The organism is Rickettsia rickettsii, assembly GCF_001951015.1.
GTDB lineage: Bacteria > Pseudomonadota > Alphaproteobacteria > Rickettsiales > Rickettsiaceae > Rickettsia > Rickettsia rickettsii.
The window spans coordinates 25,807-48,480 of sequence record NZ_CP018914.1; the positions used below are offsets into that span (position 1 = coordinate 25,807).

Genomic DNA, 22,674 nt, shown 5'->3' on the forward strand with positions numbered 1-22,674 from the left:
CTTGCAATATTTGCAAAGGTGTTATATAAAACTTCTAACTTAATGTCATGCCGTGGTCATAGCCACGGTATGACTAACTATATTGCTTACTTTAAAATTAAGGCCCCTTCGTCTAGCGGTTAGGACACCACCCTTTCACGGTGGGAACACGGGTTCAAGTCCCGTAGGGGTCACCATTCTATATTTTCCTATAATATAAGATCTTAAATAATCAAAACTATAAAGCACCACCCTACCGACTTTGTCCATGGGTTATTTAGTTTACATGCTTATATGGATTCTACGGAAAATGATATTGTAGAGTTTGCTGTAGAAAAAGAAAATAATGAAAAGGTCAAAACCCGAAATGAACAATTAAAAGACTGGAGCCTGAAATAGGTAGATATTACGCAGTAGCATATGTAAATGAAAAAGTAAAACAAATTGTACTTACCTATCGAGGTACTACATTTGAAAAATTAGATTTGCTCAAAACTAATTCACCGTTTAAAGCTCATTTTAAAAGTATTTTAGGTGGACAGATAGTGACCAGCAAGCGGCCGCATATGAAGCTACAAAGGAGATTACCAAATATGCTGAAGAGAATAATTATAATTTATCTTTCACAGGTCATTCTTTAGGTGTATGGCTCGCAGAGCTTAGTTTATATTTTGCTCATAGAGATTTTCATTATCCAAAAGCAAAGGCAATCACATTCGATAGCCCGGGTTAGCTACAGAAAATCTTTAGTCGCAGATGTATGTATAGCCATGAAACTACCTTTGACGTAAAAATTTTAAATATAACAACTTATTTATCAGCTCCAAATTTTGTAAATGTCTGTAATCCGCATATTAATAAAGCACTTGATATTTATTACCTTTAGCAAGCAATCTAATATATAAAAATGCTACTGCAACGACATTTGGAAGCTTCTTAGAGGTAATCGATCAGCTTATAAACGGTAATATTGCAACCGGACAATTTTTAGATGTTTATAAGCATTTAGAAAATAATGCCGCACAAGGTCGCCCATCAAAAGAGATCATAACCCCTTAGGGAACATTTGAACTTTCTTACAAAGGTCATTATCGTATAAAATAGATATAGCAAATACAAATAATAAGGGCAGTAGTGATTGGTATCTAGCACAGTTGAGCAAATTGAGTATAGATAAAAAAGAAATACCAAATTTAATAAAACAATAGTTAAAAGTAATAAAAGAACTATATGAACCTCAATATTGCAAATATTATATCTTTACAAACTTACCTAAAGTTAAAGTAGATGACTTAAGAGAGCAAATTTTAAGGTTAATTGAAGTTATAATTTGATTGTCCATAATGAAATATTACAACAAATAGAAGAAACTTTAAACGAAAAACGATTTGTAACAATTAGTGCTTTCGCTGGAGCCGGTAAAACCACTCTAGCTATAAAATATGGAGATAGACAAACACAAGCGAAAAAGAAAATAGTACGTTTTATTAACGTAGATTCTGCAGACAAAGTCCTTGAAGCATATAGACAACTTGTTAAAGAATTTACTATTTACGTAATAGATGAAAAGGAAGAAAACATAATAAGATTAGTCCATGAGAGGATTGCTAATTTAAATTCAGCTATATTATTTATTTTTGATAATGTTGAAGATCATAAAGATATAGAGCCTTATCTTAACAGTATAATTAATATACTTAATGATAAGGCACAAGTGATAATTACTACTAAAAATAATAATTTAAGTGATGATATAGAAAATATTATATTAGTAGAGTCTTTTAGTAAAAAAGAAGCGATATTATATTTAAAGAAATCTCTAAAAAATAGATTAAACAAGAAAGATATTGATAAATTAGTAGAAGACTTTGGTAGTAACGATGCTGCATCACCTTATAGGCTATCTAAAGCAGTAGCATATTTAAAAGCAAATAAATTACTTAAAGTAAATGATTACATTAATTACTTTAAAAATAGCAAAGATGATCATATAGAAACCGTTTTATTACTACAATTATTAGAAAAATCACCTTTAGCTTGGCAGATATTTTACAATATTCTGCAGATTTAGACCCTGAGTTTATTAGTATAGAGATTTTCGAAGAATTATTTTTAATAGATAAAGAAAAGCTACAAGAACCTATAAAAAGGTTAGAAGCATTATCGATAATGAATCTAACATACCAAAATAGACAAGCCGGCTTACAATTACATAGATTAATGCAATTTATAACAAAGCAATATATAAATAAAATAAAGAACATGCGATAGATGAAAAAGAGATTTATACAAGACTAGCAGAAATCTTAGATGATTTATTTCCAATATTAACAGGTGTTCCAAGTGAAGACTGGGAAAATTCTAAAATATTTTATCCCCATGTAGTAAAAATATTAAATGATGATATTGAAATGGATAAATGTAGAAAGGCAAATTTATATCAAAAAATGGGTTATTATAATGAATATATATTATGTAAATTTGAAGAATCGTTAAAATATTATAAGAAAGCTTTAAAAATCGATCAAGAATTAGTTCATCCTTCTTTTATTGCTAGCTCTCTTAATAATATCGGAGTGATTTATGAAAATTAGATAATACATACGAAGCTATAGAGTTCTATAAACAATCTTATTTAATGTACGTCAAACTTTAGGTTTAGGTCACTACAAGGCTAAAAACTTATCTCAAAAAAATTGCACCAGAATTTATAAAAAATAATGAAACTAGGGAGTTTATATTATAAAGAGGCGATTTTGAGGAAGTTACATTAGAAATTAAACAAAAAATACAAAAGAATGTTTTAAATAAAATATATATTAATGTTGCTAAAGATAAGTGGAATAGTAAGTTCTCAATCTTAGGAAGGATATGTGTTAATGATGAAACAATTTTAAATAAATTGCTAGCTAGTGGTTAGTGTGGCTATGTAGCTTTATCCTCATCCTGAGGAAAATAAGATTTATCCATTAAATTTTTAGCAATGTTGCTTTCTGAAAGCTTAACTGATTGAAAATATTCGGATACAAGTTTTATCACTTCATCACAAAATTCATCTTGTAGCTCTTTACTTGCGGTTGATTTTTGGTTTTGCATTAACTGTATAGCATCAGATTTTTTATGCTCTAAAAATTCTTCAATTTCTTTAGTTTTTTCTTGAATGATTTTCTTGGTAACTTCATTACTTTCTTCTATCAGTTGAGAGCGTAAAGTTTCTAATTTCTTTATTTGTGCGTTGGTGTGTTTAAAGAGCAAAGCAGCATCTTCTTTTAACTTTTCAGCTTGTAGAACTTTTTCTTGGACTTCTAAAATCTTAGCATCTAAAGAATTTAAAATGGCTTTTTTTGCCGGTCTATAAACTAAATATAAAAAAATTATAAAACTAACGGCAAGCCAGAAGCTCTCATCTAGGAAATTCATTATTTTACTTTTATATTTTGTAGTAAATTCATATCTGCTTTAGTGTCAACTATTTTTTCAATAATATTAACGGCAAGCTTTATGATTGCTGCGCTTTTATTAGTTCTAAATTGCTTAGCAGCTAAATTTATATCTTCAATGTTTTGATTTATAGCGTTTTTTAAATCTTGCTCCAGATTCTTTTTTTTAATTAAAAATTCTGATTCTAAAGAGTCTATTTTTTCTTTTGTTAGTCTATCTATTTCAGCATTTGTTTTGTCTATTTCCTCGTTATAATATTTATTTAGCTTTTCTACTTCTATGGTCAATGTATCGGCTTGTGTAATATTATCTTGAATATTTGTCTGTCTATTATTAAAAATTTCTTCAGCTTTTGGAGTTATAAATTTATAAACAAAGATATACAATAAGCCGAAAGTAACGATAAGCCAAAAAATTTGTGAATAATAGGTAGCAATATCAAATTGAGGCATCTTATTTAAAAATGAATTTTAAGAAAAAATAAGTAACATAGCAATTACAAAGGAAAAAAGTCCCATTGCTTCAGCAAGACCTGCACCGATCAGAGCCATTCTTTGTAAGTTTTCTGTAGCCGAAGGGTTTCGTGCTATTGAACTAAGTAGAGAGCTAAATATATTACTAACGCCTAAAGCTGCACCGTACATGCCGATAGCCATAAGTCCTGTACCAATAAATTTTAAAGAAACCATGTCCATAAAAAAACTCACTTTTAATTAATCAAAAAACTTTATCTAATTATCTGTATAATAGGCTTTTTGCACAACGAAGCTAATAAAAAGGAATTTGCAGGCAACACGAAGCACAGAACTGCAGAGTACAAAAAAGTACGTGAGGATTCAAGCATCGGATTGACGTACAAATTACCTTTAGAAGCAAGTTGTGTAAAAAGTCTAGTGTAAATTAATAGCATCATTAAGATACATACAAGATAAAATAGTAAAAATATAAGCTTGAAGTATTGCAACAAAAATTTCAAACCCAATTAGTATCACCATAATAGGGATTGGCAGAAATTTCAAGTAAATCATTAATGACACGGTAAAACCGGCTATTACTTTTAATAAAACATGTCCTGCCATCATATTAGCGGCAAGTCGCAATGATAAACTAACCGGTCTTGCTAAATATGTAAATAGTTCAATTACTATCATCAACGGTGCTAACCATAAAGGAGTACCATGAGGTAGAAAAAGGGTTAAAAAACGTAAGCCGTGTTTTACAAAACCGACTATAGTTACTATTAAAAATACTAGAATTGCCAAGGTAAAAGTAACGATAATATGACTAGTAGCAGTAAAGCTATAAGGTGTCATACCAAGTAAATTACAGAATAAAATGAAAATAAATAAACTAAAAACTAACGGAATAAATTTACGTCCTTTTACTCCTATATTCTGATTTAACATATCAGCTACAAGATTATAAACTATTTCAGCACTCACTTGTAATCTAGAAGGTACTAATTTCCGCTTATAAAAAGCTAAGTAAAAATAAGTTAGAGCTAAGATGCTAGCAAGTAACATATAGATACTCGAATTAGTAAAGCTGACGTCAAAACCGAACATTTTGATGTCTATTAATTTTTTGATATCAAATTGTGCTAAAGGGCTATGAGTCATTTCCTTACTTTTTATTATTTACTTTTTTCCTTATAATGTTAAAGCCGGCAATCATTCCTATTATTGTAAATATAATAAGAAATAAAGGTTTAGAATTAAAAATTTTATCCGTAAATATTCCAATTACGACACCTACCATTGTACCTGAAACTAAATCTACAGCGATAGTGAATGGACTAATTTCTTGCCGAATTTTAGGATTAGAAAACTTAGTAGTTGTTAAGTCTTTAATTCTTGTTTTGATATCTTTTAGTTTTTCCGTATTCATTAGTTTATCTCCGTCATTGCGAGAAGACGCCATAGCCGTCGACGAAGCAATCTCAGGATATTTAACGAGATTGCCGCACAGTCTACGACTGCTCGCAATGACGATCTAAATTACAAGCTCATTTCATTTTTTGCTTTTTCTTTCTGCTCCTCTAAAGCTTTATCAATTGCTGTGGAAATAGTATCTATGCTATAACTTCCTGTTTGTACTCCGTTAACGAAGAAAGAAGGAGTACCTATAAATTGGGGTGCTTTTGCTACAAAATTGGTATTAGCAATTAGTATTGCAGTAATTTTATCATTATTTAAACATTGTTTATATTCTTCCGGCGAAATACCGCCAAGTTGTCCTATATCAGTTAATAATTCTCTGTATTTATTGCTATATGCCCACTTATCTTGTTGTATTAATATGATATTATGAAGTTGTGTAAAACTATTTGTATCCCCCTTGCAGCGGGCTAAAATTGCAGCATCTAAATCTTGTTTAGTAGCAATAAATTCACGAACCACATATGCAATTTTGTTAGTATCAATATATTTTTTCTTAAGTTCCGGAAAAATTGTTTTATGATAATAAGCACAATGTGGACAGGTAGGAGAAAAATACTCGACTACTATAACATTTGATTTTTTGTTACCAAGAACCATATCATTATCATCAACTTTAAAAGTGACTTTAACAGGTTTTATTGCAGGATTTTTTTGTTTGTGTGAAGCCGGCGTTGATACTTCATCAGTCTGATTATTATCATTAGCAGGAACTATTGATTCAGCCGTATTTTCAGAATTTACGGCTTCCTGATTCGTTTCTTTATAAGTTTCGTTATTTTGAGTTTCGTGCTCTATTATTTGTTTTTCCTCATGTTTCTTATCTTGTGCTTTTTCTTCTGAACAGCTACTCAAAAATAATAAAAATATTAGTATAGTAAAAATACTTCGCATATTTATTCCTTTAACTTATTAATATTATCTACAATAAGATCGTATCAATTTTATTTCAATAAAAATCTCTACTTTATAATAAAAGAAAAATGTGTTATGCTATAGAAAATAATAGTCTAACATTAAGTTCTTAGGCACTAAAACCACTACGGAGGAATTAATAATGGCAAATACAACACAATCCGAACAAAAATCTGAGTTTAAAATAGGCCAGAGAATTGTCTATCCTGCACATGGAGTTGGTGAAATAACAAATATAGAATATCATACTATTGCAGGTACTGAAATTAAAGTATATGTAATTTCCTTTTCGCAGGATAAAATGACATTAAAAGTGCCTGTTAGTAGAGCTGCGGTTGTTGGTCTTAGAGCGGTTGCAAGCAGAAAAGATTTAGATGTCATATATTCAACTCTTCAAGGTAAACCAAAACAAGGAAATAGAATGTGGAGTAGAAGAGCCCAAGAATATGAAGGCAAAATTAACTCAGGTAATATTGTAGCTATAGCCGAAGTATTACGGGACTTACATAAAAATGTTGATAATGATCGTTCTTACAGTGAAAGAACACTCTACGAATCAGCTTTAAATAGACTTGCAGGCGAGCTTGCTATCCTTGAAAACATCCACCCAACCGAAGCAATTAATAAGTTAGTTGAAGTATTGCGTGAAAAATTAGTAGCATAGTTATACTCGTTCAACTTGAAAAATTGACTGTGTAGTCTTTGTAAATCCTCGGATGCTCACGTGTTAAAAGTATACGCTCTGCTCCTCGGCTTACAGGCTCCTTGCTCTTTTCCAAGTTGAGCTTCGTATGGCTACTCTTCATTTACTCGGATTATATTTTTTATGGATTGGCTGTAGTCTACGACTACTCGCAATAACGAAAAAGCTGATCCATTCAACAAAGCAGACTTGACACGAACATTTTAATTACTCTACTAACAGATAATTCATCCGGAATTTCTCAAGGGATGTATTAACTGCATAGTCAACAAATTCTTTTAATAATTTTGGATCTGTTACTTCCTGTCCTTTATCGTCACGAGCAGTTAAAAGTTTTGAATTAATTTTTTCAAGAACGCCTTTCTTAATATCATCAATATTATGCGTACCGTCTAACATTTCTAAAATATATTTTTCATGTATCGGTATACCTACCATATCGTTAAGTCTATTAGTGACGCTAAACACGCTAGTTACATTATTAAAATATGCTTGTTTTGCTTGGTATCTTGCAAATTCGCTAGTTTTAGGTTTTTCAGTTATAGTTGCTATAGCATGAGGTTTTGTCTCAAATATTTTGAGATAACCTTGAAAAATGAATATGATAAAATGCTGTTCTAATGCTGCTAAGAAATCTTGTAATTGATATTTACCAAGCTTTTTAAAAGCTTCTTTTGCTACTTGTTCTAAGCTTATCGGATTGCTAATATTTTCGGCATATACATATAAAATAGCTTTCATGATCGGCGAAGTGGTTGAAATAAAAGGCTCAGGTAAATTTTCGTAATAGAAGCTAACATTTTCCTGTTCGTTAGTTAAATCAACAGCTTTTTCTAGAATTACCGGTCTAATATTAAGGCTAGTAAAAAACTCTTTTAAATTATTAAATTCAATTTTTCTGTTTATAGGTATGTTTTGATGACATAATAATGTCGAGCGGAACTTTCTATTAGTGATAAAATCCATATATTGCTCAGTACGAACAATATCATTAACTGCTTGTAGCTTTTCTGCTGCCTGAGTAGGTAAATTACCGATAAACATTGCAGTAAGCGACGTATCACCTAAGTAATTTAGATGATTTTTTTGAGCTTTTTCTATGAATTGGTGAAAATATATACCTGTATTAATTTCGCCTAAATATTCATGTAACACATATGAGTCCGTATATGCAGATAATAATTTTGTTTCATCTCGTAAGAAATTAGAATAAGGCGTTGTGGAGCTTTCTAATGAGTCATTGATGAACTTTAAAAGTAATTTAGCTTGCTGTAATTTATCATGGCTAGTATTAAATAGCTCTGAATGGAACATAATCATTTCACGTATTGTGCTCTGCATATTCCAGCCCGGGAGCGTATTATAGCTTACAAAAGCTATGCCGTTCGGATTTAGCAGTTTATTACAGACTTTGAGTATTTTATCTTGTACTTCTTCAGGTACCCATGAATATACGCCGTGACAAATTATGTAATCAAACTTACCGTATGACTCATCAAGGTCCAATATAGATAATGCCTTTAGTTCGGCATTTTTTATTTTCAAATCACTGATAATTTTTTTACCTAATTCTATTTGTGTTTTGGATAAGTCAACACCTAGAGATTGTGATTTAGGATATGTTTCAGCAAAGTTAAGCAGATTAACACCGATTCCACAACCGAGTTCAAGTATTTTAGCAGTTTCAAGAGGTGGAGGGTTTAGCCCGAATAGCTTGCCGATAGTTCTTAAATAAGGTGGGGAGGTATAACTGAAAGTAAATGGAGAATAAGGTACTTCATCATAGGATATTTTATTAGCTTGTTTTGTCATAGTATTTACATAAATTAAAAATCAATTTTAAGCATTTTCAAAAGATTAAGCAATATATTTATAAAAAACTTTAAATTTAACTAATGCTCATATAATATGTAAGTGAAGTGCAATTTTATTTTATGAAAAATAATAATAGTTATTTTGGTTTTTTAAGAGGTGCGATAAAAATCAAGAAGGATGAAATTTTTCTTGTGAATCTGATTGGGATAGTGCTTTATTGTATGGATCAGAAAATACTCTTGATTTCATTCCCGCTTTTAGCGGGTGTTGTTACATGGTGTGAGAAAAGTGTTCAATGTCATTCCTGCGGAAGCAGGAATCCAGCATAAAGCGAGATAAATCGAGCTTTTAATTTCAAAAATTTGCTGTATTTAATACTTTTTTTCTGGATTCCTGCTTCCGCAGGAATGACATTATTAAACAAACTATAACTTAATCAATTGTGCTTTATTTGCAAAATTTTCTATTCCCTCTAGATTGGTAGTGGTAACCCATAGTTGCATGTTTAAGCCGGTCAAAAATTCGATTAAATATTGACGTCTTTTGTCGTCTAAATGCACAAAGACCTCATCTAAAAGTAAAATCGGTGCTATTTTAGTTAGCTTTATAGCATAATTCATTTCAGCAAGGATTATTGCAATTAATATAGCTTTTTGTTCACCGGTAGAACAGAATTTGGCTAAGATATTTTTCTTTTGATGCTTTACTAAAAAGTCACTTTTATGAACTCCAAAACTAGTGCGACCAAGTAGTTTATCTTTGCTTCTTGTTTGATAAAGTTCTGCAGTAATAAAACTAACAATATTTTCTTTGCCGTTTAATATTTTTTGTTCAACAATGCCGTCAATCGATAAATCGGCTTTTGGAAATTCATTTTCAAGATCATCTATTGCTTGCTGCATAAATTCTAAGGTTTTTAAGCGATTATTAGCAATATGGTTAGAAATATCAGCCATCTTTTCTTCAATAATTTTAAGCCAATTATCATCTCTTATATCTTCTACTAGAATTTTATTTCTCTCATGCATGTAATATTCGTATTTACTCACTAGCTCTGCATGCTTTGGATCAAAATTATAAACTATTCTATCAAGAAATTTTCTTCTATCATTGCTACCGCTTGTAAAGATTCCTTCCATGTGTGGAGTCAGCCATACCATGCTAGTGAATTTACTTAACTCATTATTGGCTATTTTACTTTCGTTATACTCAGTTATCCTTCTATTAGAACTACGTTTAAATTGGGTGGTAAATTCTGCAAGTCCTAGCTTACTTTGCAATAGAGCTTTAACTAGACAATGATCTTCTGAAGTTTTGCATACATTGGCAAGTTTTGCTGATCTCAGCCCTCTTCCTGGATAAAATAGCGATATAGCTTCTAAAATATTAGTTTTACCGCTACCGTTTTCACCTATTAAAATTATTGGTGTATTATCTGTTTTTAGTTCAAGATTTTTAAAATTACGATAATTTTCAAGACTTAAGGAATGTAGGAAGATATTTTTCATTTTATGAAAGAATAATAGTTAAATTATTGATACGTTGCATTTATACCGTCTAGAAATTGCCATAGTAGTTTTGCTCCTTGATATGCTAATGTTTGTTCTTTTGAGCTTAAATTATTAATCAAATTTGCACATTCTTGTGTATGCCATTGATCAACTTTACTATGAACAATGAAAAACTGTAAAGTTCTGTAATCTGAATTTCCATAAAATTTTTGTAATCCTTGAATTTTAGAGTCAGATACTTTAGGAGTCTGACGCTCATAAGCATAAAGTACTCCAAGACCTATAGCAAAAGATTCCTTTGTTAATTTAATAATCTTGAACAAGTTTTTGAGTTGAGTCTAATTTAGGTTCTGAAGTGTGTTGGCTTCTTAAACATCCAAGTCCTTTAGCAAAACGTTTCCATAGTTCCGGGTGATTCACCTTGTTCTTCTTCTATAAGATTACCAAGTAATATTTGTCTAGCTTGTATATCACTACATTTGGAATGTATTGCACTTAATATAACGTGGGAACGCTGTAACGTGATGATAATATTCTTTTGTGTAAATTTGTAAAGTAGAATGAGTAAGTTTTCCCATATGCCATAATTGAAAAATGGATGATTTAAGAGGTTATATTGCTCAAGATTTTTATATTAAGCTGTTCTAAAAATTTCATCTTACCTCCTCTTAGTAAATTTATAAATCTGATAATTGTTTGTTTTATCTATTATTACAGAATGCCATTCTGCTAAAAGATTAAGAGGCAAAAAAGTATCTCCATCATAATTTTTATTTATTTTTGTAAGTAAAAATTCATCAATAAGATTTTGTTCTAGGAAAAGAGTTGCTATTTCTGTCCCTCCAACCATAAAAATTTTTTTATCAGTAAAAGGTTTTATTACCTGCCAAAAATCATCTAAGGATTTAATAAAAAATATATTATTATAAGATTGTAATGGTGTATTTCTTGAAAAAACAATACAAATACAATTTTTTAAAATCTTTGTGGGTCTAGAGTCAAAGGTTTTTCGTCCCATGACTATAATATTATTTTTTACCGTCTGATAAAAATATTCAAACTCCTTAGTATAAGACCAAGGCATCTGACCTTTATTACCTATCACCCCTTGTGGGTCACATGCCATTATACCGATGATTTTTCTATTTTTCATAAGATATAGTTAATCATATGGTCTGCTACAAAAAATTTTTTATGCTCTATAACATTATGCACTCGTAAATAATCAACTACGTTTTCCATAAATATTTTGATATTGCTATTATTTCTAAGTCTCTTTCCGATGCTTTGGAATTATAAAAAGCGGAAATATAAGATTTTCGTGAGTGTCCTAACAATATCTCACATCCTAGATTTTTAAATTCTTTAATATATTGTAATATATAAATTTTGATAAACGGATTTTCCAAAACCAATTCCAGGATCAAGAATGATATTTTTTCTATCAAATCCACATTTTCTAATTTTGTTATTTCTTGCTCTGTCTATATATTTAAGCTAGCAAGCGGAGATTTATCGAAATCAAGACATTTTTGTTTTTGCGGTGGAACAGTTAATGAATGCATAGTAATAATTTTACAATTATAATCGGCAATTAATCGTAATGTATAATCATCTAGATTATTTTTAACCAAGTTGATATAGGAAATAGGGTATTTTTTTAAAACACGTTTAATTACTTCAGGAGTAAAACTATCAATACTGACTATAACTTCTTTTTCCTTTATAACTTCCTTAAGCTCTTCAAGAACATTATTGAGCCTTGCATATTCTTCATCTTCATTAATAATTAAAGCAGAAGGACGTGTTGATTGTGATCCAAGCTCAATTATTGTAGCCCCTTCATTATGAAAACTCAATCCTCCATCAGAAAAAGAATCAGGAGTAATGTTTAAAATACCGACAAATTGAGGATTTAAAACAAGAGAGCCTATAACTCCTTGATTTTCAATTAAATGTGCTATTTCTGCAAAGGTTTTATTGTTGTAAAAATTATTGATCGGACATGAATAACGACATTCCAAGCTTAAACCTGCAATTAGATGAATAAGAAGATGAATAAGAAACGGTTTGTTTAATAATTCAGGATGCGGTATCTTTAAATCAGGTAAATCTATATGGCAATTATTCCAAAGTAGGATATCTAAATCAATAACTCTTGGAGACCATTTATCGTAAGAGCTTGCTCGACCTAGTTGTTTTTCAATCTTTTTAAGCTCAATTAGAAGTTTACTAGGCGTTAAAGTACTTTTGCCCTGCACCACCATATTTAAATATGATTTATCCCAAGCTTTATCTGCATCAGGTTGTAGAATAGCTTGTGTTTCAAAAATAATAGATTGCTTAAGCGATATAAAATTACAACTTTTTAGTGAATTTAGAGCTTTTTTAATATTTAAAAGTTTATTACCTAAATTACTGCCTATAGAAATATAAATCATAGTGTCTCCTTTCCTGAATAAGAAAAAGAAACGCCGCCATGCACTCCTGAAACCGGTGATTTTAATTTAGTAACTGTTACGTTTAGAAAAATCTTTTCTAATTTAGATTCGATAAAATTTTGATAAATAATATCACATATATTTGTGCGGCTAAATACTCGATAAGATTAAAGTGATTTTCTTGAGAAAGTTTTTGTACTAGCCGTACGATTTTTGCATAACAAACAGTATCGTTTATATTATCCGTTACAGTAGCAAGGGGAGGAGTTGAGAGAAAGAGTTTATGTTAATTTTTACAGGTTGAGCGTGGTGTTTTTCTTGAGTACTGCAGCCAAGATGTACCCAAGTTATTAGTTCCGCAATATTAAGTTTACATGAATAATTTAAGTTGAAAGCTTGATACCTATCATAATATTAATGTTAGTTTAGTATAAGCTCTGTATAAAAAGATACAATAGTTAAATTGATATACCGCCACTTTTTTTAAAGCCGACATGAGCTTTTTCAAGTTTTTTAATAAGTCTAGGTGAATATGATTTAATTTCTTTTTCCTTGCCACCTTCATATTTTTTAGCGAGTTTCATGCCCCCTTTGATCATATTATAGGCGAAGTTCATTAGCTTCGTTTCGCCTGCTATTCTTTTTGGGTTCATAAACATATAAATTTGGTAAACGGCAAAGCTTTTTAATAAACGTTTTAAGTCTATTCTAGCTTGTTTGGTTAAACCTTGTAATTTGTCTTTTGGGTTTGTAAGGTTTTTATTAGCATCTCTAACTATTTTAGAATGCTGATGCATTAAATAATTACTGACTTCGGCAACATTCTTGTTAATGAGCTTCTCATCCATTTTAAGCTTTAAGTTTTTAGTTTTACCTAAATACTTACGGATTAATAAGATAATCCGACTTTGCAGTTGAGTTAAATCCATAGTTTGTTCATTTAAGATAGAAAGCATTCGTTCCATCTCATACTCAAATTCTTCATTTTGGCTTAATTCTTCAAAAATTTCCTCTACCTCTTTACTTTCAAGTACAAGATCGTCACTAATACCCATTAATGCATCTTTTATTTGATCAGCAATTTTTTTGGTATCTTCGGAAAATTGATTATTTGTCATAATCTAATTCATCGTTAAATATAGCTATTCTTATACTAGCACCACATTTCTGCTTGTCTATTAAAATTGTATTAAGAGATATTAAATTTTTCTCATTGAGGCTAACTCTGAGGAATTATAACAAGCACCTAACATATTGCTAGAATCTTCATTATTATCATAATATGGTCTAAATGAAGAATTAAGGTGTAAATAATCGAACTTAAATAAAGGTTCTTTAAAGTATGAATCATGTGACCGGCTTGTCGTAATATTCGTATAATTAGTTTCTAGTTTTTCTTCTTTAAATTTTTCTGCTAAATTTTTATATTTTTCAGTTTTTTGTATAAATTTAAGTTGACTACACGGTGAAGAAATTATTGATGTTAACTCTTTAGACAAATCATATAATATTCCATAAGGTTTAGGTCTTCCTTGTTCTTCTATGAGAGCTTTCGTATTAAGACAAAATACTTTTAGTGAATCTTGCAGACTTTTTTCTGATATATCTAGATTATATTGGTTATAAAAATCACCTTGGCTTGAATATAATTCAATTATTTCTGATGCTAATTTAGCTTCTTTTGCTGTATTTTCTTTTTTAGTTCTGATTCTTTTAGATGTAATAATTCATTAAAAGCTTCTTTTGCATAAGATATATGAGTAGTATTTTTAAAATATTCTAAAGCTTTTACATAATTTCCGCTCTTAAATTCAATCTTCCCAAGTTTTATATTTGCCTCTTCAGAACCAAGGTTAGCAGCGTTTTCATACAATCCTATTGAGTCTTTAGATAGTTTTGTTGAGCCATTAGGTGTACAGATTTGTGCTTGTTGACAATAAATTTTTGCTAATTGATGTTTATATAAGTTTTCGTTTTTATAACAATCATTAATAGATTTGTGAGTTTCTTTTAGTAATTTTTCTAATAAATTATAAATAGGTAGCGCTTGATCAGGTAACACAGGCTGATGTAAAAGCTTATCATATATTACTTTATCGAGATTTTGAGATATTGCTGTAATAGATTTAGAGGCGGTAATATACTTCCAAAGAGATTTAGCCTCTTGCTTGCTGACTGAGCCTATTAGTTTTTCTAAATTACTAATGCTATTATTTATAGTTATACCTAATATTTTGTTAAAATTCTTAAAACTCTTTGTTAAAAATAATTTAATATTATCTAAATTTTCAACATCAGTGCTAGAATTGTTAATATGCTGTAAAAAGTTTTTTAAGTTATATATATATTATTGATTGCTTTTAAGTCTAAAACATCGTTATTTTTGATATCTTCATAAAATTTTCAATAGTCTCATTTAATTTGTTATAAAATGAATCTTTATCTTTGCATATTGTATGCTTAAATGATTCTAATAACTTTTCTTTTATATTATATGCCTCGAGGTAAATAAATCGTTAAACCATTTTGCAGAATTAAGTGTAACCAAATTTTCTTTTTTGGAAAATTTGATTTTAGATAAATATTTAAGGTAATTTAGAAGATTCTCTAATTTATTTTCTGATTTCGGTGTTTCTAAAGGCTGATTTAATTTTTTAACGATTTTTAAGAAATTGCCTATAGTTTTGGCATTGTCTTCTAACTGTTTATAATAATTTACTATATCTATTAATTGTTTCAATTTGTCTGTTTTAGGCAAAACATCTTCAAAACTTAAATTAATTATTTTCTATATATGTTTTAAGCTCATTGATACTATAATTGGTACTTCTTTATTAATTATATTTATAGAATTTAAAATATATGTTAAATTTTCGCCGTCGATTGTTATTTTATTATATTCATCTAGAATGATATAATTATCATCTCTAATCTTTAATAGCTTTGTATAGTCTTTTGCTTGCTTGCTAGCTTGAAGTAAAAATAGAATCTTTTATTTTATTAATGATACTCTTTTGTTCATCGCTAAAATTACCGAGTTTTATAGTGTCATCAATAATTTTAGATATACGAGTATGATTATTGCTTGCTTGGGCTATCAGTCACTACTATAGATAAATTACCTTTATTTATATCAATATAATTTAGTAAATTGTTCAAATATACCGACAAGTTTTTCTAGATTGGTTTTGACAAGGGAAAAGTTAGAGTTTTTGGTTTCAATATTTTTTATTACTAATATAAATTTAGTAGGAGTCGTACTTAGAATTTTTTGTAGGAAAAATTTGTCAATAGTAGATTCAGAGGATGAATTAGCAGCATCCAAATAAGAACTGTTATATGTTAAATATTTTGCATTTTTTATATAAAAACTATCTAAAATATTTGAACTTGTGGTTAGACTTTTTTTGAGCAGTCCCAATCTCCATACTCATTACTTTCTAATATTAATTCACCGTCTTTAAGAAAATTAGCTATGAGCTTTAAATCTTCTTTCTCTTGCCCTAATATAATTATAGCTTTATTACTCCTATCAATAATAGATTCATATTTCTCACTATCTTTATTAATTAAGTCGATAAAATTTTTATCCTTTACATATTGGATATAAAATGTTCCATTTCTGCTTCCTTTATTTCTTCTTTTTTCAACATCATTATATCCCTCATATTTTCTGCTTTATTGTGTTCAATATTATTTGTTATTTCAAACGAATTTTGATTTAGGAGTGTTTGTATCAGTTGAGTTGCATTGTTGTTGTCATTTAGCATTTGAAATAGTACTATCTACTATTTTCGTATGTTCTTGTTTTTTAAAGTTATCATTTAAACGTTTTACATAAACGGTATAATTGTACATAATTAATCCGTTTCTTAGTTGTTTTTTATTTAATAATCTTAACTCAAAAAATTTCAATTTAGTTAATAAATTAATTAATTTTAACTAAAAATATCACAATTTAGATATTACGATATTTAATATACTGAAAGATGATTTTTATTGCATATATGATAAGAATAAGTTTTATTATAAATAAATATTAATAATTACTTAGGTTATGAGAAATAATAAAAACCAAATGTATATTATAAAAATTTTTATAGCCCTAGCTATGATTACGGGCATAATATTTTTATGTTTATTGTATTCTTCATTAACTCCGTCTAAGCTTAAGATTGGTGCGAAAACTAGTAGTATGGACGATTCGCCTAAAATTAAGTTTACTCTTATAGATCAAGAAGGAAAGAAATTTGATAGTACCCATTTGCAAGGTCATTTAAGTTTGATTTATTTTGGTACTACCTATTCCTTATATGACAATCAAACACTAAAAAGAGTAGAAGATATTATTAAGATTTTGAAGAAAGAGAATATTTTAGTACAAGTAGTTTTTATTACTCTAGATTCTGAGCATGATACAAGTGAAGTATTAAAAAAATATTTAGAAAAAATAGATGATAATTTTATAGGTTTAACAGGGAGAGTCGAAGATATTGAACAATTAGCAGATCAATTTAAGGTCTTCTATACATCCAAAATATTTGATGTAAAAACAAACAAATATGAATTACAACATTCTAATTTTGTGTATTTAATTAGCAGTCAGGGAAAATTTTTAAAGCATTATTGCTTAGGCTTACCGAAAAATGGTTAACAGATAATCTCTAAGCATTTCCTATTTGTGATGAGAAATGTATTTCATCAATGCCTAAGTGTTTTAATGCATTATGCCATTTACTTTCAGGATTATCGGCAAAAATAAATTCTTTATTACAATCCATAACCAGCCATAGATTTGTCTCTAATTCTTCTTCAAGCTGCCCTGGTTTCCATGCTGTATAACCGACAATGAATAAGCTATTTTTAGGTCCTTTACCGAAAGCTATATCTTCTGAAATTTCTAAATTAGAGCTTACTGCTAAATCATTATGGAAATCCAATAACAAATTTTTATTATAATCGCTAGAATGAAGAAAAAACCCTTTTTCATGTTCTACGGGTCCGCCAAGATATATAGGAACCATAACCGGGGTTGTTATTTCGTCATTTTTTATTTTAAAAAACGATTTTAAATCTATATGATTTACTAAGCGGTTAAATATTAATCCTATTGCTCCTTCTTCCGTGTGTGATAACATATAAATTAAGGATTTATGGTAAATGCCTTTTGTAATGACATGCGGTGTAGCAACTAGTGTTTTACCGGATAAGTTATGAAAAATTTTATCGCTCATAAATTAAACTTTAATTATATAATATATAAGATTTAAATCCAATTATTCAATAGAAGTTAACAATAATGATCACATTTTTTGATATTACTATTTTTGCTATTATTACTCTTTTCTCATTTTGCGGCTTATATCAAGGCATAATCGGGTTTGCAACTAGAATACTCGGTTTTATTACTTCTATAATGTTAGGATATTTTTTATATCCATATATTTCTGACCTAATCGGGAAATATATGGATAATGAGGTTATAAGCATAATTATTGCCGGTGTTATATCTTATGTTATTGCTTTAATTTTATGTGTTTTTATAGTTTATAAATTTCTTGCTATAATTTCATTTATGAGAAACGGTTTTATTGACAGATTCTTAGGGTTATTAGCAGGATTTGCCGTAGGTACTACTATCTCGTTAGTACTATTTTTTATAACAATGATCTTTACTTCTGAAAACTATTTTAAAAGTAAATCTTTAAAAGATTTTGTAGTAAGTAGCAAACAGAGCAAATATGGAGGAGTACTGAAAGTTGCCGTTACCACTGATTATTTAGATAAATTAAGTAAAAATATTATAGTTATAATTCCAAACGAGACTTTAAAATCTATTGAAATATTTGGAAATAAAGACCTAAATAATTTCAAAAACTCTCTTAAGAAATCTAATGATTCTAACGATGATGAGGGTGTATTTTCTCGAGAATTACAAGATGAGCTTTCTAATATAGATGATGAATAGGATGTTATTTTGACGTCATTGCGAGGAAATTACGACATTATTGTGCGGATCGAAAAACGCACTCGGTGTCATCCCGTGGTTTGACCACGGGACGACACCGGAAAACTGATCCACACGGGCAATGCCTGGTCGCAATGACGATTACCTACCAAACAAACACCATAACCCCTACCTTTCATTAAACCAGCCTATTTCCCTTAAATTTCATAAATCATGCCATCGTAAATAATTAATAAATATTAACTAATAGTAAATTTATTTATTAATTATTGTGCGTCGTAAATAAATAGTGTATAATGACCGATAAGTTAAGTGGTAAAATCATTAAAAGCAATAAATTATAGGGGAAATTATAACTAATAAGAACAAAATTTTTTTAATAAACTTTTACTAGCAACCAGTAGTATTGGGCTGCTTGCAAGCATGGGAGGCTTTGCGGCGGATATTATTCCGGCGGGAAATCCATCTTCTAATATAGGTACGATGAATGATTGAAGATATAATCACAACCATTATCTTCCACAAGATAATGACAATATTATTATCGCAGAAAATAACCATATGGTTAATGTTGCCCAAAATATTAATATTAATGATATTAATCTTTATGGTTTTAATGGGGTATTTACTATTATTGAAGGCAATCCAACTACAAGAGTTAGTATTAACAATATAACTAACGTTGACAATCTGCAAACTCAAAGGGCAGTTCAAAATGCTTTAGTAGCACCTCTTGCATATGGCGCTAATAATAATGCAGAAGCAAAGCTAAAGCTTATAAGCGGTAATGGAACAGGTTCTGAGCTAACCATTACCGGTAATGATATTAGTGCCGTTGAATCTATTGAGCTTGTATTTAAAGAAAAAGTTGATATGAAACATCGCAACGGCAGTGTAATAGATACAGGGAATTTAGAGTTTATAAGTTTTGGGAAGGTAAGGGTTAATAAAGGTTTTACCGGTAATATTACTACTACTAAAACTATTAGAGGAGAGGTAACTTTCGTAAAGATTCCTGATATTTATGAAATCGGCTCAACAAACCAAACAAGTTTCTAAAGTGATGTTTGAAGGTAATCATGAACACAAATTGCATAATGATATTCATTCTAGACAAACTAATTTTGATTCGGGAACTTATAATATTCGCACTCAGGACATTACAATTAACGGTAATGCTAACGTTAATGGCTCGACATTCGATCTTAGACGTAACGTAATTCTTATCGGTGATGTAGTACTTGAAGGTAATATTACTATAAATGCTTTAGGAGAAAGCGGTATAGTTTTTCACAATCTCCCTAGGGCATTCTGTACAAATATTGTGATTAATATTAATAGGGGCTCACACGGCGAATGATGTAGCCGCCCTATCAATTTTGAGGATGAGTAATGGAGATGGATTGGTTCCTAATGGATATACTTATACTGCAGCAAACCGGTACAGGTGTGAATAATATGTATGTCGCTGGGTAAGTCCGGTAACTTAACTACAGGGATTGCAGGCATAAAATTAACCGCTCCTAAGAGATTATCAAACGATACTCAAATAGTACCGGGACTACATGCTTCTGTAGAAAATAGCTTTAGCAATAAGCAACCTAAGATGAACGCTAGATTTATTTGGGCAGATAATTACTTTGAGAACACTACAATTAGCAGCACACCGAAAGTCAGCTATAATGTAGGTGCAAGTTTACTTACCGCTCATAAGAATATTGAGCTATTTGCAACGTATAACTGTAATTTACGCAGCAAATATAATAGCCACCAAAGGTTCATAAAGTTAAAGATATTGTTCTAAAAATATCATTCCTGTGCGGGATACCAAATCGTCATTGCGAGCAGCCGTAGGCTGCGTGGCAATCTCATGAAATAATAACAAACTCCTGAGATTGCTGCGTCAAATTACTTTGTAATTTTCCTTGCAATGACGAAAAAACAATATCCACGCAGCAATGCCTCATCGCCTTGTGAATTCCTTGCTCTTTTTGAAGTTAATCTTTGTCTACCATTCTTCATTTCACATCAGTATACTCATAATTCCCTAACCGGTTTTAGTACTAACTTTTTGTTACTAAAGATATTGATTTTAGAAAAGAAATTACTTTTTGGCTTTTTAAAATCACGTTGATAATTTTCACCGGTGATAGCATTATAGCTAGTAATTAAAGAAGGTATAACCTCGTTATAATATATTTTATACAGGTCATGCATAGTTTCTTTGGTAGTTAAATATCCCCATTTTATGGTTTGTTGCGGTACTCTTGCTAAGGCTTCAATGCAGGCTATCGCTTCTTCAATTTCAGGGTTTTTATTTTTATACACGTCAGCTGCCGGTGATAAATTAGCTTGCATATCTTTAAACATAGCATCAATCATTAATGCCATATATTCATCGGTTTTAAATTTTCTTACAAATATTAGATTATTCCTACTGCTATAATTTAAAAGCCGAAATTTATATATAAAAATCATGAATTTTATAGCATAAACTTTTAAGCCGCTAACTTTATTTGCATTATAAAATTTAAGTTTCGTTTCATAATCTAATTGCTTTTTCATACCTGCTTTAAGGAGCTTACTCAGCAAATTATGACAATGTATTATATCATTTTTTCTAGCAATTCGTACTTTATCGGTAGCTTTAGTACCGGAAAAATTAGCTGAATGGCGAGTTATTTGCCTGCCTTTATCATCTCTCTTTATATCGGCAAAATGCCCAAGCTCTTGGGCTGCGATAATCTGAAGTCTTGCTGCCGCAGCAAAGCCGTTGCCGTAAGTCGGATTATCTTTATTGTTTTCAGCAAAAGGATTACCGCCGCATGAAACAAAAATAGCTACGTCCTTGCCGTTAGTGCTTTGCATACCGCTATTACCGCCTACTCGTTGCCAGCTAACCATATCCATCATATCGCCGATATTATGTGAGTAGGTAAGAAATACTTCCGTCTTATTAAGAAGAAGCCACTTTATTACGATCGGATGAGCCGACTGAACAAAAATACGTGCTAGCATTTCGGTTACTTCTTTCTTAACCGGCTGTAGCTTTTGTATTTGCTTTTTTAAATTATCGAAAATTGATTTTATTTTTTGATCTGAAGCGGAATTTCTGTATAAATTTTGAAAAAGCTTGGTAGTTTCAGGGATTAAATGCGGGCTTGTTAGCTCTTCTTGACTAACCATTAAGCTTATATTAAGAGCAGGTTCGGTAAACCTTGCAAAATTGCAGCAATCATCGGTATCTATCCGTAATTTACCGGACTTAATTAATTGCATAGCCAAATGCTCATACTCTATTTCCATGTCCTGCTTATAAATAGCAGGAACACGGTCAAGAATGTGATATATGCTAGTCATTTTAAAAATTTAGTGGTTATTTTCTACATTACTTGTTGGTAGTACATCATCATTTTCGTCTATATTTAAAGGTATGAGCTCTAAGTTAAATACCAGCTCAGGTTCATTAGGTACGTGCTTCGGTTTAGGTTCTTCTTCAAATATGAGGTTTACAACAACATCTACCTTAGGGAATACTGAAATTTATCTGACGATTTTAACTTTATTGCATCTAATGGTTTTTGTCTACCATCTTTATTTTTAATACATATGTTAATTGCCTCTCTCCTAAAAAATAAATGAGGATAATCATCGAAAATTTTTGTAATTAGCTCCGGCTGTTGCTCGCTAAAATATTTGCGACATACCTTATTACCATATCTAAATATTTTATATGCTAAGAATAAGACAAAACAACCTTGTTCTTCTTCAGTAAATTTATCAGCAAAATATTTTTGATTAAGAAAATCTTCAACTCCTCTTCTGATGCCGGTTGAAGAAATCGCTATTTTTTTTAAAGTGGTTTTGAGCAATCAACCGAAAAGCAAGATATCTTTATACTTCGCAGCTGTCCGCTTTTTGCTTTTTCAGTTATTATTTCAGATTCAGGTACTTGCTTTTCCAT

General features: G+C 30.0%; 29 protein-coding genes, 1 tRNA gene and 3 pseudogenes. 10 read left to right on the top strand and 23 right to left on the bottom strand.

Annotated elements, in window-relative coordinates; genetic code table 11:
- Positions 1-101 precede the first annotated feature (101 nt).
- From BTU51_RS00135 to BTU51_RS00160, 5 genes are all read left to right on the top strand, one after another.
- A tRNA-Glu gene (locus tag BTU51_RS00135) sits at positions 102-176 on the top strand.
- 386 nt (positions 177-562) lie between these two features.
- Positions 563-712 (top strand): lipase family protein, encoded by a 150-nt coding sequence (locus tag BTU51_RS08960; RefSeq protein ID WP_230453565.1) that lies wholly within the window; start codon positions 563-565, stop codon positions 710-712.
- A 597-nt stretch (positions 713-1,309) separates the two neighbouring features.
- Complete coding sequence (locus tag BTU51_RS00150) at positions 1,310-2,050, top strand: NB-ARC domain-containing protein (protein WP_012150251.1); 741 nt, start codon at positions 1,310-1,312, stop codon at positions 2,048-2,050.
- The gene (locus tag BTU51_RS00155) at positions 2,017-2,250 is read left to right on the top strand and encodes a hypothetical protein (RefSeq protein ID WP_012150252.1); all 234 of its coding nucleotides are present in this window, start codon (positions 2,017-2,019) and stop codon (positions 2,248-2,250) included. The genes BTU51_RS00150 and BTU51_RS00155 overlap by 34 nt, the downstream gene beginning before the upstream one ends.
- A 140-nt stretch (positions 2,251-2,390) precedes the next feature.
- Positions 2,391-2,573 (top strand): tetratricopeptide repeat protein, encoded by a 183-nt coding sequence (locus BTU51_RS00160; protein ID WP_010976710.1) that lies wholly within the window; start codon positions 2,391-2,393, stop codon positions 2,571-2,573.
- Positions 2,574-2,904: 331 nt separating this feature from the next.
- Here BTU51_RS00160 and BTU51_RS00165 read toward each other — a convergent pair whose 3' ends face one another.
- From BTU51_RS00165 to BTU51_RS00195, 6 genes are all read right to left on the bottom strand, one after another.
- Positions 2,905-3,399, bottom strand: a complete 495-nt coding sequence (locus tag BTU51_RS00165; RefSeq protein WP_012150253.1) for a F0F1 ATP synthase subunit B — start codon at positions 3,397-3,399, stop codon at positions 2,905-2,907.
- Entirely contained in the window at positions 3,399-3,872 is a 474-nt protein-coding gene (locus tag BTU51_RS00170; protein WP_012150254.1) for a F0F1 ATP synthase subunit B family protein, read from the bottom strand. Before BTU51_RS00170 ends, BTU51_RS00165 begins: the two co-directional genes overlap by 1 nt.
- A gap of 18 nt (positions 3,873-3,890) precedes the next feature.
- A complete protein-coding gene (locus BTU51_RS00175; RefSeq protein WP_010976714.1) occupies positions 3,891-4,115 on the bottom strand; it encodes a F0F1 ATP synthase subunit C in 225 nt (74 codons plus the stop codon).
- Between the two features lie 195 nt (positions 4,116-4,310).
- Complete coding sequence (locus BTU51_RS00185) at positions 4,311-5,039, bottom strand: F0F1 ATP synthase subunit A (RefSeq protein WP_012150256.1); 729 nt, start codon at positions 5,037-5,039, stop codon at positions 4,311-4,313.
- A gap of 4 nt (positions 5,040-5,043) precedes the next feature.
- Complete coding sequence (locus BTU51_RS00190; protein ID WP_014362443.1) at positions 5,044-5,307, bottom strand: AtpZ/AtpI family protein; 264 nt, start codon at positions 5,305-5,307, stop codon at positions 5,044-5,046.
- Between the two features lie 110 nt (positions 5,308-5,417).
- Positions 5,418-6,251, bottom strand: a complete 834-nt coding sequence (locus BTU51_RS00195) for a DsbA family protein (RefSeq protein WP_012150258.1) — start codon at positions 6,249-6,251, stop codon at positions 5,418-5,420.
- Positions 6,252-6,414: 163 nt separating this feature from the next.
- Between BTU51_RS00195 and BTU51_RS00200 the strand changes: the two genes are divergently transcribed.
- Positions 6,415-6,936: a CarD family transcriptional regulator gene (locus tag BTU51_RS00200; protein ID WP_010976718.1), complete on the top strand. Its 522-nt coding sequence runs from the start codon at positions 6,415-6,417 to the stop codon at positions 6,934-6,936.
- A gap of 246 nt (positions 6,937-7,182) precedes the next feature.
- Here BTU51_RS00200 and BTU51_RS00210 read toward each other — a convergent pair whose 3' ends face one another.
- From BTU51_RS00210 to BTU51_RS08450, 14 genes and pseudogenes are all read right to left on the bottom strand, one after another.
- Positions 7,183-8,787 carry a methyltransferase regulatory domain-containing protein gene (locus tag BTU51_RS00210; protein WP_012150259.1) on the bottom strand — a complete coding sequence of 535 codons (1,605 nt, stop codon included), beginning with the start codon at positions 8,785-8,787 and terminating at the stop codon, positions 7,183-7,185.
- A 428-nt stretch (positions 8,788-9,215) separates the two neighbouring features.
- A complete protein-coding gene (recF, locus tag BTU51_RS00220; RefSeq protein WP_012150261.1) occupies positions 9,216-10,298 on the bottom strand; it encodes a DNA replication/repair protein RecF in 1,083 nt (360 codons plus the stop codon).
- A 23-nt stretch (positions 10,299-10,321) separates the two neighbouring features.
- Positions 10,322-10,624, bottom strand: coding sequence for an iron-containing redox enzyme family protein (locus BTU51_RS07675; RefSeq protein ID WP_012262181.1), 303 nt, complete (start codon positions 10,622-10,624; stop codon positions 10,322-10,324).
- Positions 10,625-10,959: 335 nt separating this feature from the next.
- Entirely contained in the window at positions 10,960-11,454 is a 495-nt protein-coding gene (locus BTU51_RS00230) for a dihydrofolate reductase (RefSeq protein WP_012150263.1), read from the bottom strand.
- Positions 11,451-11,710: pseudogene (locus BTU51_RS09845) on the bottom strand (dihydropteroate synthase). The gene BTU51_RS00230 and the pseudogene BTU51_RS09845 overlap by 4 nt, the downstream one beginning before the upstream one ends.
- Positions 11,667-11,789: a dihydropteroate synthase gene (locus BTU51_RS10110; RefSeq protein WP_155105214.1), complete on the bottom strand. Its 123-nt coding sequence runs from the start codon at positions 11,787-11,789 to the stop codon at positions 11,667-11,669. Before BTU51_RS10110 ends, BTU51_RS09845 begins: the two are co-directional and overlap by 44 nt.
- Entirely contained in the window at positions 11,786-12,742 is a 957-nt protein-coding gene (folK, locus tag BTU51_RS00240; RefSeq protein WP_012150265.1) for a 2-amino-4-hydroxy-6-hydroxymethyldihydropteridine diphosphokinase, read from the bottom strand. The genes BTU51_RS10110 and folK overlap by 4 nt, the downstream gene beginning before the upstream one ends.
- Positions 12,743-12,839: 97 nt before the next feature.
- Positions 12,840-12,980: a dihydroneopterin aldolase gene (locus BTU51_RS08965; RefSeq protein ID WP_329517985.1), complete on the bottom strand. Its 141-nt coding sequence runs from the start codon at positions 12,978-12,980 to the stop codon at positions 12,840-12,842.
- Positions 12,981-13,200: 220 nt separating this feature from the next.
- Positions 13,201-13,860, bottom strand: a complete 660-nt coding sequence (locus tag BTU51_RS00250) for a DUF5394 family protein (RefSeq protein WP_012150266.1) — start codon at positions 13,858-13,860, stop codon at positions 13,201-13,203.
- An 81-nt stretch (positions 13,861-13,941) separates the two neighbouring features.
- Entirely contained in the window at positions 13,942-14,241 is a 300-nt protein-coding gene (locus tag BTU51_RS00255; protein WP_012262183.1) for a hypothetical protein, read from the bottom strand.
- A 167-nt stretch (positions 14,242-14,408) separates the two neighbouring features.
- Complete coding sequence (locus tag BTU51_RS00260) at positions 14,409-14,804, bottom strand: hypothetical protein (protein ID WP_012150268.1); 396 nt, start codon at positions 14,802-14,804, stop codon at positions 14,409-14,411.
- 423 nt (positions 14,805-15,227) lie between these two features.
- Entirely contained in the window at positions 15,228-15,500 is a 273-nt protein-coding gene (locus tag BTU51_RS00270; RefSeq protein ID WP_012150269.1) for a hypothetical protein, read from the bottom strand.
- A gap of 375 nt (positions 15,501-15,875) precedes the next feature.
- Positions 15,876-16,163, bottom strand: a complete 288-nt coding sequence (locus BTU51_RS00275; protein WP_012150270.1) for a hypothetical protein — start codon at positions 16,161-16,163, stop codon at positions 15,876-15,878.
- A 172-nt stretch (positions 16,164-16,335) separates the two neighbouring features.
- On the bottom strand, positions 16,336-16,512 hold the full coding sequence (locus tag BTU51_RS08450) for a hypothetical protein (RefSeq protein WP_012150271.1): 177 nt from the start codon (positions 16,510-16,512) through the stop codon (positions 16,336-16,338).
- 287 nt (positions 16,513-16,799) lie between these two features.
- On the opposite strand from BTU51_RS08450, the gene BTU51_RS00280 reads away from it, so the two are divergent.
- A complete protein-coding gene (locus BTU51_RS00280; protein WP_012262186.1) occupies positions 16,800-17,396 on the top strand; it encodes an SCO family protein in 597 nt (198 codons plus the stop codon).
- 10 nt (positions 17,397-17,406) lie between these two features.
- Here the strand turns inward: BTU51_RS00280 and BTU51_RS00285 are convergent, their stop codons facing one another.
- Positions 17,407-17,976: a YqgE/AlgH family protein gene (locus BTU51_RS00285; RefSeq protein ID WP_012150274.1), complete on the bottom strand. Its 570-nt coding sequence runs from the start codon at positions 17,974-17,976 to the stop codon at positions 17,407-17,409.
- A gap of 65 nt (positions 17,977-18,041) precedes the next feature.
- Here BTU51_RS00285 and BTU51_RS00290 point away from each other — a divergent pair, with 65 nt between their 5' ends.
- The 3 genes and pseudogenes from BTU51_RS00290 to BTU51_RS00300 all read left to right on the top strand — a co-directional run bounded on the left by BTU51_RS00290 (position 18,042) and on the right by BTU51_RS00300 (position 20,514).
- Positions 18,042-18,710: a CvpA family protein gene (locus BTU51_RS00290; RefSeq protein WP_012150275.1), complete on the top strand. Its 669-nt coding sequence runs from the start codon at positions 18,042-18,044 to the stop codon at positions 18,708-18,710.
- Between the two features lie 561 nt (positions 18,711-19,271).
- Positions 19,272-20,167, top strand: a pseudogene (locus BTU51_RS09850) (hypothetical protein).
- Between the two features lie 5 nt (positions 20,168-20,172).
- A complete protein-coding gene (locus BTU51_RS00300) occupies positions 20,173-20,514 on the top strand; it encodes an autotransporter outer membrane beta-barrel domain-containing protein (protein ID WP_012150279.1) in 342 nt (113 codons plus the stop codon).
- A gap of 233 nt (positions 20,515-20,747) precedes the next feature.
- On the opposite strand, the gene BTU51_RS00305 is transcribed toward BTU51_RS00300, so the two are convergent.
- Positions 20,748-22,070 carry a DUF2748 family protein gene (locus BTU51_RS00305; protein WP_012150280.1) on the bottom strand — a complete coding sequence of 441 codons (1,323 nt, stop codon included), beginning with the start codon at positions 22,068-22,070 and terminating at the stop codon, positions 20,748-20,750.
- A 9-nt stretch (positions 22,071-22,079) separates the two neighbouring features.
- A pseudogene (locus tag BTU51_RS08980) lies at positions 22,080-22,586 on the bottom strand (hypothetical protein).
- Between the last annotated feature and the right edge of the window lie 88 nt (positions 22,587-22,674).